At 60.3% G+C, this 14,547-nt stretch carries 10 protein-coding genes; 4 read left to right on the forward strand and 6 right to left on the reverse strand.

Annotated features, from left to right (window positions below; genetic code table 11):
• Positions 1–6 precede the first annotated feature (6 nt).
• On the reverse strand, positions 7–1,164 hold the full coding sequence (locus tag J5W70_RS07020) for an efflux RND transporter periplasmic adaptor subunit (protein ID WP_022397434.1): 1,158 nt from the start codon (positions 1,162–1,164) through the stop codon (positions 7–9).
• 110 nt (positions 1,165–1,274) lie between these two features.
• Complete coding sequence (locus J5W70_RS07025) at positions 1,275–4,031, reverse strand: calcium-translocating P-type ATPase, PMCA-type (protein WP_022397433.1); 2,757 nt, start codon at positions 4,029–4,031, stop codon at positions 1,275–1,277.
• Positions 4,032–4,203: 172 nt separating this feature from the next.
• On the opposite strand from J5W70_RS07025, the gene J5W70_RS07030 reads away from it, so the two are divergent.
• Positions 4,204–4,857 (forward strand): hypothetical protein, encoded by a 654-nt coding sequence (locus J5W70_RS07030; protein WP_022397432.1) that lies wholly within the window; start codon positions 4,204–4,206, stop codon positions 4,855–4,857.
• A 123-nt stretch (positions 4,858–4,980) separates the two neighbouring features.
• On the opposite strand, the gene J5W70_RS07035 is transcribed toward J5W70_RS07030, so the two are convergent.
• Positions 4,981–7,518, reverse strand: a complete 2,538-nt coding sequence (locus J5W70_RS07035; protein ID WP_022397431.1) for an alpha-amylase family protein — start codon at positions 7,516–7,518, stop codon at positions 4,981–4,983.
• Between the two features lie 189 nt (positions 7,519–7,707).
• Here J5W70_RS07035 and J5W70_RS07040 point away from each other — a divergent pair, with 189 nt between their 5' ends.
• Complete coding sequence (locus tag J5W70_RS07040; protein ID WP_022397430.1) at positions 7,708–9,438, forward strand: thiamine pyrophosphate-dependent enzyme; 1,731 nt, start codon at positions 7,708–7,710, stop codon at positions 9,436–9,438.
• An 86-nt stretch (positions 9,439–9,524) separates the two neighbouring features.
• On the opposite strand, the gene gatB is transcribed toward J5W70_RS07040, so the two are convergent.
• The 3 genes from gatB to J5W70_RS07055 form a co-directional block, all read right to left on the reverse strand.
• Positions 9,525–10,991: an Asp-tRNA(Asn)/Glu-tRNA(Gln) amidotransferase subunit GatB gene (gene gatB, locus J5W70_RS07045; protein WP_022397429.1), complete on the reverse strand. Its 1,467-nt coding sequence runs from the start codon at positions 10,989–10,991 to the stop codon at positions 9,525–9,527.
• A 177-nt stretch (positions 10,992–11,168) separates the two neighbouring features.
• A complete protein-coding gene (locus J5W70_RS07050; RefSeq protein WP_022397428.1) occupies positions 11,169–11,525 on the reverse strand; it encodes a four helix bundle protein in 357 nt (118 codons plus the stop codon).
• Positions 11,526–11,557: 32 nt separating this feature from the next.
• Complete coding sequence (locus tag J5W70_RS07055; RefSeq protein WP_022397427.1) at positions 11,558–12,289, reverse strand: uracil-DNA glycosylase family protein; 732 nt, start codon at positions 12,287–12,289, stop codon at positions 11,558–11,560.
• Positions 12,290–12,417: 128 nt separating this feature from the next.
• On the opposite strand from J5W70_RS07055, the gene J5W70_RS07060 reads away from it, so the two are divergent.
• Both J5W70_RS07060 and rfbB read left to right on the forward strand, forming a co-directional pair.
• Positions 12,418–13,362, forward strand: a complete 945-nt coding sequence (locus J5W70_RS07060) for a 6-phosphofructokinase (protein WP_022397426.1) — start codon at positions 12,418–12,420, stop codon at positions 13,360–13,362.
• Between the two features lie 132 nt (positions 13,363–13,494).
• Positions 13,495–14,547, forward strand: a complete 1,053-nt coding sequence (gene rfbB / locus J5W70_RS07065; RefSeq protein ID WP_022397425.1) for a dTDP-glucose 4,6-dehydratase — start codon at positions 13,495–13,497, stop codon at positions 14,545–14,547.

Here is a 14,547-nt window from a genome sequence, read left to right on the forward strand (position 1 = left end):
AGGGGCTTATTGGTTGCTGGCGGGTACCGCTTTCAGGCGTGCGTCCGGGTTTCTGGAGGCCATTTCCGCCTGGAGAAGGCCGTCCACGACCACTTTGCTCTGCGGGGTGAGGGAACCCGGTTTCAGCGGAATGACCTGCTGCCGGTCGCCGAGCTGCGTTCCGGCCTGCACGGGGATGATGGAAGGGTGGTTGTTCTCATCCAGCGCAATGACGAAAAAGCGCCCCTGCGTGGAAAGAAGAGCCTTTGCCGGAACGGTCAGCGCGTTTTTGACGGTAGCCAGCCGGGCCGTAGCCATGATGAACATGCCGGGGCGCAGCAGGTAATCGGCATTGGGGAGGTTGGCCTGCACGCGGATGGTGCCCGTCTGGGGGTTGAACGCCCGGTCAATGGCTACCACCGTAGCCTGTTCCGGGTATTTGGTACCGTCTTTCAGCGTGATATCCAGCTTGCTGCCCGTCTGGACGCCTTCATTCCCGTTCTTGCCGGCCTGCTGGATCCATTCCTGCTGGGTGACGGCAAAGTTGACGCGGATGGGATTGACGGAGGATACGACGGCGAGGGGGCCGCTTTCCGGGCTGACCAGGTCGCCTATATTCGTCTTGGAAATGCCGGCGATTCCGTCAAAGGGGGCATACAGCACCGTATAGGAAAGATTCTTTTCAGCCAGGGCCAGGGCCGCCGTGGCCTGCTGCACCTGCGCTTCCGCGGCAATGGCGGAGAGGCGCGTATCCTCGTACTTCTGCTTGGAAATGGCGTTCTCCGCGGCCAGGGGCTTGTAAATCTCCGCGTCATAATTCAACTGCTGGAGCTGGGCCTGCGCCTGTTCCAGCGTGGCTTTGGCCCTGGAGACCTGGTCCTTGAAGGTGGAATCGTCAATGCGGAAAAGCACCTCCCCCTTTTTCACAATGGCGCCGTTGGCGTAATTCTGCGTTTGCAGGTAGCCCGTGATTTGGGGAACGATGGAGGCGTTGTCCACGCCATCCAGATGGCCCACCCAGCTTCCCGTTACCGGGATGTCCATGGCAACAGGCTGTTCGTAAATAAGCGTGGGCGTTTCATGCGGCACCTGTTCCGTCTTTTTACACCCGGAAAAAAGGAGGGAGAACAAGAAGAGGAGAACGGCGGAACCGGAGATAGAGCCCGTCAGGCGTGTCAAGTCCATGCTGTGAATGACACGCCGGCGGCCTCCTTTGTTGAAAGAAGGCTTTCCGGGCGGCAGCGCCGTCCGTGTCATGCAGGTGGATTTTCACCCGGATGACGCGGCGGGACGTCTTACGGGCGGGCGGAGGATTTGTCCGGCGTGAAGGCGCGCACCAGCTCTCCGATCCACAGGACGAGGGAGGTGCCGGCAAAGATGATGCCCCAGTCCGTCCAGCTCAGGGGCACCACGTTGAACATCTTGCCGCCGAAGGTGACGATGAGGTATTGCCCGGCCAGGATGAGCAGAGCCACCACTCCGAAGCCCCCGATGCTGGCGCCCATGCGGGCAAAGGCGCTCTGGTGCGTGTTGAAAGCCTTGGCGTTGAACATGTTCCAGAACTGGAGAAGGACGAAGATGGTGAAAAACAGGGACAGTTCATAGCCGGTCAGTTCATGCTCCGGTGAGGAGAAGTCCAGGTAGCTGCCGAAGTAGCCGCTGAGGCTGAACTGCGTGAGGCTGGTGACGTCCGCATGCTTGAAGTATTGCAGCAGGCCGAACAGGAAGGCCACGAACAGGATGCCCACGCCCAGAATGTTCCTGCCCATGGGGCGGGTGATGATGTGGTCCGTCGTCTTGCGCGGCGGATCCTGCATCACGCGTTCGTCCGGCGGCAGGGAGGCCAGGGCCAGCGCGGCGAAGGTATCCATGATGAGGTTGACCCAGAGCATCTGCGTGACCGTGAGGGGGGATTCCGTGCCCAGGAACGCGCCGATGAGCACAATGAGGCAGGCCGCCACGTTGATGGTCATCTGGAAGACGATGAAGCGCTGGATATTCCGGTACAGGGAGCGTCCCCACATGACGGCGCGGGAAATGCTCATGAAGGAATTGTCCAGGATGGTGATGGCGCTGGCCTCCTTGGCTACGGTAGTGCCGTCCCCCATGGAGAGGCCCACCTGCGCGGCGTTCAGGGCGGGGGCGTCGTTGGTGCCGTCCCCGGTGACGGCCACCACCTGGTCCTTCTTCTGGAGCAGCTTCACCAGGCGTTCCTTGTCCATGGGCCTGGCGCGGCACATGATTTTCAGGTCCATCACGCGGTCCAGCAGTTCCGCATCCGGCGTCTGTTCAAACTCCACGCCCGTCATCAGGCGGTCCGGCGTGTCCGCCTCCGTCCACAGGCCGATCTGGCGGCCGATTTCCCGTGCGGTGCCGGGGGTGTCCCCCGTGACGATCTTGATATTGATGCCCGCGTCCATGCAGTCCTTCACAGCCTGGGGCACGTCGTCCCGGACGGGGTCGGAAATGGCGGCGATGCCCAGGTAAACCAAGTCCTTGCGGATGACGCGGCCGTCCTCAAACACCGGGGCGTCATCATCCAGGATTCGGTACGCGAAGCCCAGCGTGCGCATGGCCTGGTTCTGGTAGGCCAGGAGCTGTTCCTCAATGGCGGGGCGCATGTCCGCGGCAGGAACCTGGCCTTCCGGAGTCAGGACGGTGGAGCAGAGGCCCAGCACGATTTCCGGCGCGCCCTTCACGTAAAGGACTTTTTTGCCCAGCAGGGGGGATTCCACCACGGTAGCCATGTACTTACGTTCCGTGGAAAAAGTGAGCTGTTCCTGCACGCGGGCGTTTTCCCGCAGGTCCAGGTAATTCACGCCCAGCCCGTGCAGCCACAGGAGGAGCGCCCCTTCCGTGGGATTGCCCAGGGCCTTGATGTGTTCCGGGTCCGCATAGTCCAGGAAGGCGGTGGAGTTGACGGCGATGCCTTCCCGGATCAGGTTGCCCAGCTCGCCGTCCGCCGGGGCGGCGTCCCCCAGGCCGTAGAAGTCCGCCTTGTATACGTTCATCTGGTTGCGCGTCAGGGTGCCCGTCTTGTCCGTGCAGATGACGGTGGCGGCCCCCATGGTTTCGCAGGCGTGCATCTTGCGCACCAGGTTGTTGTTGGCGAGCATGCTCTTCATGCTCAGGGCCAGGCTCAGGGTGACGCTCATGGGCAGCCCTTCCGGCACCGTAACCACGATGACGGTCACGGCGATCATGACGGTGTTCAGAATGTAGGTTCCCGCGCTCAGCCATTCCACGGGGCCGGGCAGGTGGGAGAAATACAGGGTAAGCCGCCCGATGATGATAAGGGCGGCAATGGCGTAGCTGGCCCAGGTGATGAGGTCGCCCAGCCTGGAAAGCTGGCGGTTGAGGGGCGTCTGCACCTTGTTGTCGATCTGGGAGCCTTCATAGACCTTGCCGTATTCCGTCCTGTCCCCTACGGACGTCACTTCCATGATGCCGTGGCCGTCCGCCACGGTGGTTCCTTTCAGAACGTGGTTGGAGGGGTAGGTGGCGTCCTTCTTGAATTCCGCCTCATTCGTGGTTTTGCCGATGAGGGGTTCCCCCGTCAGCGTGGATTCGTTGACCTGGAGGGAAACGGCTTCCAGCAGGACGCCGTCCGCCGGAACCTCCTCCCCAGTGTTCAGGATGACGATGTCTCCCACCACCACGTCCCGGCGGGGAAGTTCGCAGATATTGCCGCCGCGGATCACCTGGACCATGGTCTCGTCGTTGACCTGGTTCAGGATTTCAAACTTCTTGTTGGCGCTTACCTCGAAGGCGAAGCCCACGCAGGTGGCCAGCAGGATGGCTACCAGGATGCCCACGGGCTCCAGGAAGACGCTGGCCGGTTCCGCTCCGGTGAAGAACTGGTAGCAGGCCACGCCTACGGACAGGAGCAGGGCCACCAGCAGAATCTTGATGATGGGGTCTGAGAATTTCTCCAGGAACTGCTTCCACAGGGGTTCCTTTACCGGGGGCGTCAGGATATTGACCCCGTATTTGGTCCGGTTTTCCAGAACCTGCTGTTCCGAAAGTCCCTGGTGATGTGCTGCACTCTTCATGGTTGAGATGTTTCTTTACCTGATTGGAGTCCGTGAGAAAAGTGCGGAGGAGGATTTTCAGGGATGATGACGGGAGTTTTTGGGAAAGGAGCGGCGCGGCTTGCCTCCCGTGCCGTAAAAGGCGGCATTGTTGCCTTGACTTTGACGGAGTTCCGGCGATTCTGAAGCACCTATGTGGAATGATCTTTCTCATGGCCTTTCCGTACTGGCGGACGCCCTTGCCTTCCTCTCCCGCTCCTGGGGGTTCTGGATCTGCGTGGGCAGCGTGGCGGGACTGGCCGCCGTGTATGCGTGGTGGAGAAAGCGGCTGGCCCTGTGGGCGTTTGCCCTGGCGTTCCTTTCCCTGCTGGCCGTGGTGGGCCTGGCGTGCCGCCAGGTGATGCATCAAAAGACCTTCCTGTGGATCCAGGAGCCGGAGCTCCAGGCCCTGTCCGGAAAGTACGAGGTGGAATCCTCCCCCAGGGAGCGGTGGTTTTTCCGGCCGCCGGAGCTGAAGCGCTTTTTCCAGGTCAGCTCCTCCACGCTTCTCCTGAATGAAGACGGAACGTGCGAGATTTCCTCCTTCCCGCGCCCGGAGGCGTGGGGCAGGTGGATTTCCCGCCCGGAAGACAGGGATGACCTTTCCGTGCTGGAGGAGGACCTCGTTTCCTCCTGCCGCGGAACCTGGTCCCTGGTGAAGAAAGGGGGATATTACGGCGTCTCCATCGTTTATTCCCCCGGCAGCAGTTTGACGCTGTACCTGGGCGGGGAGAATGCGGAATGCCTGGTGATGCCGGTCAACCCCTCCGACCCGCTGGAAGCGGTGACGTTTGAGAAAACGTTCTGACCCGGGCGCAGGGGCGGGTGGAAAAAATGGAGGGAGGCTGCTTTTCCAGCCTCCCCCCCAATGTAGCTTTTCAAGTGCCGCTTCTGCTTGAGCGGGAGCGTGGCTCCGGGACTCCGGAAGCTTTTATTTGACCTTTCCTCCTTCGTACACCAGCACTTCAAAGGGCTTCAGCGTGAAGGTGAGCTCCTTGTCAATGTTTACGGTCTTGCCGGAGAAGCCGTCCAGCTTCCGCTGGTCGTCATAGGAATCCTTGAAGGTGATGGACCCCTTGACGTCCGCGGGAATGTCCAGGATGCCGCGCAGGGTGCCGGTCAGGCTCTTTTCCTGGTCGGAGGAATTGCGGAGGGCCAGGGTGGCCTTGTTTTTATTCCATGCGGCCCAGCCGTACACGGCCCCTTCATTGGCCTCCTTGTTCCACGGGTTGCCGCCCACCCAGTGCACGTCGTCCAGAACGTCCGCGTTGCGGCGTATCCATTTAATGCCCTTGGCCAGCTCGTCCCACAGCATGCCGTCCTTGGCGTTCATCAGGTCCCTGTCCACGTAAAGCTCCTGCAGGGAGGTGCCGCAGGCCGTGGCGCAGCGGAGTTCCTTCTTCACGTTTTCAGGGTCGCGGGGCATGCACGCGGGCGGCCCGAACTTGGTGACCATCAGGCCGTGGGTCATCATGGAATTGATGGGCATCAGCGGGGAACCCTGCACAAAGACCTCATGCACCAGGCGGTCGCGGTAGGTGATCCACTTGTCGCGGTTGTCGCCCACGCCGATCGTTCCGAAGTCGTTTTCCTGCCTCCATACGGAATCCGCATAACGGAACCAGAACGGGGAGGCCCAGGTGCCCACGGTGCAATTGATGTAAAGGTCCCCCTTCTTCTTGCGCAGGGCGTTCAGCACGCGGATGATGCCTTCCGCATCCTCCTCGTTGCCGGGGCCCTTGGCGTGGAAATGGGTGCTGATGCCGTCGAATTTGAAGTACTTCATGTTGTAGTCCTTCACCATCTGGGAGCAGCGGCCCACAAAGGCGTCAAAGTATTCCTTGTTGGAAAGCTGGAAGTTGCCGATCTTGTTGTCCGGGTGCTTCACGTTCCAGTGGGCCAGGCGCTTGCCCTTGGAGGCACCGTAGCCGCCCACCGGGCCCAGCCAGGTGCCGATGCCGGCCTTTTGTTTACCCGCGGCGGCGTCAATGCGCTTGAAGCCCTGCGGGAACATCTTGTGGAAATCCCACAGGCTGTTGAACTCGTCCCAGCCGTCGTCCCAGACGAAGGCGTCAATGGACATGCCGCGCTTCTGGAAAAACTGTTCCTGCCAATCCTTCAGGACGGCCAGGCACTGTTCTTCCGTCATGCGCTTGGCGGGGTCTGAATCATTGTTCCGGTTGATGTTCAGTTCATACCAGGAATTGTAATGGATGAAGGGACGGTAGGGCATCACGCGCTCCCGCTCCATATAGGCCAGGAAGGAACGGCGTTGCTGGCCGGGGGCGAAGATGCCGAGGACGGAGGACACCTCCCACACCTCCCTGGGTTGCATGGTGGTTTTGCGGCTCCAGACGCCCTGGGCGAGCTGGGAATCGTCCGCCTGGGCGTCTTCCTTTTCCTCCAGCGTGCGCACGGGCAGGGAGAAAGTGATTTCCCCCTTGCTGGCAATCGGTTCGCTCTTGGTCTGGACCCAGTAGCGCAGCAGGTAATTCCCCTTGGCGGGAACTTTTACGGTGTAGGAATTGTTGGCATTGGCGTCTCCGGTACTCCCGGCGTGGAAGTCGGAATCAAGGACGGCCCCCTTGGCGGAAAGGAGCTGCACGCCGGCGGTGTTCAGCTTGTTGTTTCCCTTGTCGCCTCCCTTGTACTGGAAAGTAATGGTGCAGGAGCCCTTGCCGTCAATGGTGACGGGGCCTTCCGCGCAGGCTACCTGTTCCCCGTACTGCTTTTTCAGCTCCTGCGGAATGTTGAAATTGCCCGTCCATGAAGCCGTGGACCATTTGTCCGCGTTCCAGGCTGTGGACTCCCCGCCTGCCGCGTTTCCGGAGCCTCCCACGGTGTTGATGCCCATGGGCGTTTCCAGGGCGGTGAACGCCAGGTCATTCACGATGAGCGCGCCCCTGGCGTTGCCGGAAACGGAGGGGGAGCCCGCCTTCCCTTCCACCAGGTCATACTGCATGGCCACGATGCTCTTCATCTGGATGGGCTTTGTGCTCACCAGGCGGAGTTCCTGCCGCAGGTAGTGGGAATTGTCCCTGAGTACGGCGCGCCAGGAAATGTGCAGGGAGCCGTTCAGCGCCTGGAAGGAGGCCGTGACGGCTTTTCCGGGGAAGCGGTCCGCCAGTTTGAACGCCTTGGGGTTGGGCTGGAGGGTGACGAGTTTGACGTCCCCCGCCTTCAGGCCGGAGGACTTGATGCTCTGGCCGTCCTGAAGATTGATGATGAACAATTCGTCCCCGGCCTTGGCTACAGGGCCCAGTTTGGACGTCATTCCTCCGAAGGAAAGCTTCCCGCCCCGGTTGATGAATTTGGCCGTCAGGATGTTGTTGGAAAGGGTATAGCCGGAAGGAGCCTGCTCCGCATTGGCCGCGCCGGGGGTGGGGCCCGGGAAGACGACTGCTGCGGGAACGGTGGCAACGCTTCCCAGAACGGCGGCCATCAGGAGAGCTTTAGTGAGGAATTTCATGGTTTGGTATCAAGGAAAATGGAACTACCTTGCCAAGATAGACCCCAACGCGGTTTCTTCAAGGAAAAAGCCTCCCGGCAGGCGAGGCGGCTGTTTGAAAATCCGTCATGGTTTTCCGTGCGGAAAGAACTCCCGGTATCTATGACACACAAGCATTGATTTTTTTCAACCGGTCTTGGTCTAATCTGCATGTATACGGTAGCTGATCAGCTTGTTGAAATCTTGGAAAAAGCGGGAATAAAGCGCATTTACGGCATTGTGGGAGACAGTTTGAACCCCATTACGGACGCCCTCCGCAGAAAAAAAACCATCGAATGGATCCACATGAGGCATGAGGAGGTGGGCGCCTTTGCCGCCAGTGCGGAAGCCCAGCTGACCGGTAACCTGGCCGTGTGCTGCGGCAGCAGCGGCCCCGGCAATCTTCACTTGATCAATGGCCTTTATGATGCCCACCGGAGCAGGGCCCGCGTGCTGGCGATCGCCTCCCACATCCCCCAGAGCCAGGTGGGGGTGGACTATTTCCAGGTGACCCATCCGGAACAACTGTTCAAGGAATGCAGCTCTTATGCGGAACTGGCTTCCACGGCGGAGCAGGCTCCCCGCGTGCTGATGTCCGCCATCCAGCATGCCTATTCCCTGCATGACGTGGGCGTCATCGTGCTGCCGGGCGACGTGGCGGACGCGCCGGCGGAGGCCAAAGACCTGGTGCATCCACCCGCCTTTGCCCGGGAAACAGTGGTTCCGGACCATGAATCCGTGGCACGCCTGGCCCAGATGCTCGCTTCACACGACCGCATTACTTTCTTCTGCGGGGGCGGCTGCGCCGGAGCGGAACGCAAGGTGGTGCAGCTCGCCGCCCGCGTGAAGGCCCCGATCGCCTACACCTGGCGCGGCAAGGACTATTTTGAGCATGACAACCCCGTGGGCGTAGGCATGACCGGACTGCTGGGCTGGGGTGACGCGTACAAGGCCATGCATGAGAGCGACCTGATCGTGATGTGGGGGACGGATTTCCCCTATTTCAACTTCCTTCCTACCAAGCCCGCCATCGTCCAGATCGACCGTCGCGGGGAAGTGCTGGGCCGCCGCTGCCGCCTGGACTTGGGAATCTGCGGGGACGTGGGCGCCACGGTGGACGCCCTGCTGGGAATGGTGGAGGAGAAAAAGGATTCCGACCACCTGGACGCCTCCCTGAAGCGTCACGCCAAGGATGTGAAGGACATGAATGCCTACATGGACGGGAACGACAAGGAATCGCCCATCCGCCCCGAACAGGTGACCACCGCCGTGAACAAGTACGCGGCTCCGGACGCCGTGTTTACCGTGGACACGGGCACCCCCTGCATCTGGAGCGCGCGTTTCCTGTGCTCCACGCTGGGCAGAAAAACGCTGGCTTCCTTCAATCACGGCTCCATGGCGAATGCCATGCCGATGGCGATCGGGGCCCAGAAGGCGTACCCGAACCGCCAGGTAGTCGCCCTGTGCGGAGACGGCGGCCTGTCCATGCTGCTGGGGGACCTCATTACCATAGCGCAGTACAAGCTGCCGGTGAAGCTGGTGGTGTACAATAACGACTGCCTGGACTTCATCCAGTTGGAAATGCAGGCCGCGGGCCTGATTCCGTGGGGCATCAACCTGGACAACCCCTCCTTTGCCGCCGTGGCGGACGCCGTGGGCATCAAGGGCTTTGTGCTGGACAAGTCAAGCCAGGTGGACGAAATGGTGCAGGCCTTCCTGAAATATCCGGGAGCGGCTCTGCTGGATGCCCGTGTGGACCGGGATGCCATCGCGCTGCCCCCCTACATCAGCCTGGGGCAGGCCGCGGACTTCTCCCTGGCGATGGTCAAGCAGACGCTGACCGGGGAAGTGAAGCAGGTGTGGAACACCCTGGCCGGGAACCGAAAGCTGTTCAAGCCCTGAGGGCTTGAACAAAAATACTAAATAGGAAAGACCAAATACTAAAGCTCGTGCCGGAAAATATTTGGTCTTTCATCTTTAGTATTTGGTCACTGTTCTGAAAGAGCCTTTTTCAGCGCTTCCGTCACGATCTTCGGGTTGGCTTTGCCTTTGGCGGCTTTCATCACCTGGCCGGTGAGCCAGTTCAGGAGCTTGTCGTTGCCGCCCCGGATTTCCGCCACCTTGTCCGGATTGGCGGAAATGACCTCCTGCACGATGGCGTCCAGGAAGGAGGAATCCGCCTTTTCAAAGCCCAGCAGCTTGGCGGCCTGCGCCGCGGTGAGGGACGGTTCCTCCCACATCCTGGTGAAAACGTCCTTGGCCTGGTTGTTGGAAACGGTGCCGTCGTCAATAATGGCGATCAGGTCCCGGATGGCGCCGGGCTTCACCGGGCATTCGGACGGGCGCATGCCTTTTTCATTCAGCACGGCGGAAATGTTGTTGATGACCCAGTTGGCGATCTTCTTGCCGCTGGCGGTTCCCTGCGCCGCCTCTTCAAAGAAGCGGGCCAGTTCCAGGTCTCCCACCAGCACGTTGGCGTCATATTCGCTCAGGCCGTACTCCTCCATGAACCTTTTCTGGCGTTCCTGGGGCAGTTCCGGAATCTGGCTGCGCACCCTCTCCACCAGCGGGGCGGTGTGTATGGGCACCAGGTCCGGGCAGGGGAAATAGCGGTAATCGTGCGCGTCTTCCTTGGTGCGCATGATGGAGCTTTCCCCGCGTTCGTCGTCCCAGCGGCGGGTGGACTGGATCTGTGCGATGCCCATGTCCAGTTCTTCCGCCTGTCGCTGGATTTCATAATGAAGGGCGCGGCGTACGGCGGACATGGAATTGAGATTCTTCATCTCCACCTTTGCCCCCAGTTCCTTCTGGCCGTGGGGACGCAGGGAAATGTTCACGTCGCAGCGCATCTGGCCCTTCTCCATGTCCGCGTCGGAAATGTCCCCGTAATTCAGAATCTGCTGGAGGGACTTGAGGTAGGCGTAGGCTTCCTCCGGGGTATCGATGTCCGGGTCGGAGACGATCTCCATCAGGGCGGACCCCGCGCGGTTGTAGTCAATCAGGGAATAATTGGCGTGGTGGGTGATCTTCGCCGCGTCTTCCTCCAAATGGATGCGGGTCAGCTTCACGGTGCGGAAGGGGGGCACGCCGGCCTTGATCACGTCGTTCGGGTAGGACCAGGGATACAGGGGCACCTCCCCGCCCAGGCACAGCGGCAGGTCCAGCTGGGAAGTCTGGTAATTCTTCGCCATGTCCGGGTAGAAGTAATTCTTGCGGTCCCACTGGGAAACCTCCGGGCTGGAGCATCCCAGCATCAGCCCGGTCAGCAGGGTGCGTTCAATGGCGAACTCATTCAGGACGGGCAGGGCGCCCGGCAGCCCCAGGCAGGTGGGGCACACGCGCGTATTGGGTTCAAAGCCAAAGCCGGTCTCGCAGGAGCAGAACATTTTGCTCTTCGTCTTGATCTGGCAGTGGACTTCCAGGCCAATGGTCACGATGTAATCTGAAATTGCCATAAATTCGGAACGCTTGAATATCGCGCAAACTGTACGGAACCCTCTTCTCCCTGTCCAGTAAAAAGGCCTGAGGCGGGAGAGTGGAGAGTGGAGAGTGGAGAGTGGAGAGTGGAGAGTGGAGAGTGGAGAGTGGAGAGTGGAGAGTGGAGAGTGGAGAGTGGAGTTTTAGATTAAGAATTATTTTTTGATTTGGAGGGAGACGGTTTTTGTGGTGGAGGTGAGGAGGCGTTTGAGTTCTTCTCCATCCCGGTAAATGCTGGCGTGCATTTCTTCCGTCAGGAAAGAGGTGTCTTTAAGCAAATCCAGCCAATAGAGGGTTTCCGAGCATTCCTTCAAGGCAATGTAAATTTTGGAAAGGAAATCCTTTTTGCTGATGGCGCATTCCGCTTCCGCCAGGTTGGCTCCAATGCCGGTACCGCTTCTCAGCAGTTGTTTTGAAAGCACGAACTCCTTTCTCTCATTACACAAAAACTGGTACAAACGAACGATCCGAACAGCAAATTTCCTGCTTTTTACTCTAGTAATTCCCTCCATCACTAAACTCTCCACTCTGAACTCTCAACCCTTCATAAAATGCCCAACTCTTTAAGCTGCTGGAGGGGGCGTTCCGGCCAGAGCTTGTTGGCGATGGGGCTGGCGGGGCTGGGGTGGAGCAGGGTGCCGATGGTGAAGCTTTTGCCGGGGAGCCGTTCGGCGGCGTCCCGCAGCTTCTGCGTGGCGTAGGCTCCCACCCCTACCAGCGTATGCGGGTTCAGGATGGTGATTAGGGAAACCAGGTGCTCCATGCATACTGCATCCACGGCGGCGCGCTGTTCCGCCGGTAATTTGTCCGGCGTGATGTTGGCTCCCGTTGCCCCCATCCAGATCAGCGGGCAGTAGTTGGCCACGTAATTGTGACGGAAGAAGTTTTTCGCGGTGCCGAAGGCTTCCGCAAAGAGCCCCCACAGGCGGCGCCCGCTGACTTCCGACCGAGGGCAGCCGAAGCCCTCCACGGGACGCTTGGGATGGGTGTGCTCCGGCCTGCCGACTTCTCCGCGGATGTGCAGCCAGTTGACGACCGCATCCACTTCCCCGAAGGGGACGCCCGTCTGGGCCATGCCGAAGGGGCCGGGATTCATGCCCAGGAAGAAGTGGCTCTTTTCCCCGTTCCCGTAGGCGCGCACGTACTGCTCATGCGGCGCCCAGGCGTAGGTGAGCGGGTTGTAGGTAAAGTGGACCGGGTCTCCGAACTGGAGCCGCTCCGTACCGTCCCGGAGGGCGGCCGTGGCCTTCAGAATGGCTGCTGCGGTGTCGTTCATGCCGCTGCATCATGAAGCGTTGCCGTTTATTGCGCCAGCAAAAACTCCGCGCTTGCATTATTTGCCCGGCCCGGTAACATTTCCCCCCGGACAAGTTAACCTTATTACTTATGAGTGGAATAGCCATTATGACATCAGGCGGTGACGCCGCCGGAATGAATCCGGCGATCAGGGCGGCTGTGGATCATGCCCGCCAGCTTGGAATGAACCCGTACGTTGTCTATGACGGCTTGGAAGGACTGATCGATGGAAAAATCAAGGAAGCCACCAGGGAACTGACCAGCGACATGATTTACAGGGGCGGCACTCTCCTCCGCTCCTCCCGGTCCAAGCGCTTTTTCGATTATGAATTCCGCAAGCAGGCCTACGAACACCTGAAGGACCGCAACATCGACAAGCTCGTTATCATGGGCGGCGACGGTTCCTTCCGCGCGCTGAACGACTTTTTTAACGATTTTGAAGTACCCTTCGCCGGCATTCCGGCCACGATTGACAACGACATCGCCGGCACGGATTACTGCCTGGGCGTGGACACTGCCCAGAACGTGATTCTGGACTGCATCGACTCCGTCCGCGACACGGCCCGCTCCCACCACCGCGCCTTCGTGATTGAGACGATGGGCCGGGACTGCGGCTACCTGGCGATGACCACCGCCCTTTGCAGCGCGGCGGACATCTGCATCGTCCCTGAAATCCCTTACGACCTGGAATCCATTTACAAGCGCCTCCAGCCCGTCATCAATGAGGAAGGAAGCTGCATCATCGCCGTGGTGGCGGAAGGCACCCGCGTGGCGCAGTACCTGACCCGCTGGCTGACGGAACGCGCCGGCATGGACACCCGCCTGACCGTGCTGGGCCATGTGCAGCGCGGCGGCTCTCCCACCGCCCGCGACCGCCTGATGGGCACCCGCTTTGCCACCCGCGCCGTGGAAGCCCTGAACAACGGGGACATCAACCAGATCATGGTGTACCATGACGGCCAGTACGGCTATGCCTCCCTGGACGCCGTGGCCGGGCAGCAGTATTCCGTGAATCCGGACATCATCAACCTCTGCCGGGAACTGAGCTGCTAGCCGGTTCCGCGGTTCCTGCCCCCGCTTTTCCGCGCCCATGCCTCCATGTTCCCGGCGGCATGGGCGGATTTGTTTTGAAAAACCCTGCCGCTGCTGTATGATGGCGCCGCATCTTTCCCTGAAAACAGTGTTATGAAAGTTATCGTTACGGGCGGCGCCGGATTCATCGGCTCCAATCTGGTCAGGCTGCTGCTTGAGCGCGGCCATGAAGTCCTGAATATTGACGCCCTGACTTATGCCGGCAACGTCCGTTCCCTGGACGGCACGGCGGATTCTCCGGCGTACCGCTTCCTGCACGCCGACGTTCGGGACGCCGCCCTGATGCGGAACACCCTGCGGGAATACGGACCGGATTGGGTGATGCACCTGGCGGCGGAGTCCCACGTGGACCGTTCCATTGACGATCCGGGGGATTTCATGACCACCAATGTCATGGGCACCTTTTCCATGCTCCAGGCCGCCCTGGAATATTACCGTTCCTTGGAGGGGGAGAAGAAGGAGCGTTTCCGCTTCCACCATATTTCCACGGACGAAGTATACGGCTCCCTGGGGAAGGACGGCCTGTTTACGGAATCCACGCCGTACCGCCCCCATTCCCCCTATTCCGCCAGCAAGGCGTCCAGCGACCATCTGGTGCGCGCCTGGCATGATACGTACGGGCTGCCCGTGCTAATTACCAACTGTTCCAACAACTACGGCCCTTACCAGTTCCCGGAAAAACTGATCCCCGTGGTCGTCCTGAAGGCCCTGGGCGGCGAGCCCATTCCCGTGTACGGCAAGGGGGAAAACGTGCGGGACTGGCTGTACGTGGAGGACCACTGCGAAGCCCTGCTGACGGTCGTTTCCTCCGGAAAACCCGGCGAAACGTACAACATCGGCGGCAATAACGAGAAAACGAATCTGGAGCTGGTGGAGCTGCTGTGCTCCCATCTGGATGAATTGCGGCCCCGCGCGGACGGCCGGAGCTACCGGGAGCAGATCACCTTTGTGCAGGACAGGCCCGGCCACGACCTGCGCTATGCGATTGATGCGTCCAAAATACGGAGGGAGCTGGGCTGGTCTCCGCGCCAGGACCATTCCTCCGGGTTCAGGAAAACCATTCAGTGGTATCTGGACCATGAAGACTGGTGGCGGGGAATCCTGTCCGGGGAATACCGTCTGGAACGTCTGGGAACCAATGGCTAG

Origin of the sequence: Akkermansia massiliensis, from assembly GCF_018847375.1 — a bacterium.
Lineage (GTDB): Bacteria > Verrucomicrobiota > Verrucomicrobiia > Verrucomicrobiales > Akkermansiaceae > Akkermansia > Akkermansia massiliensis.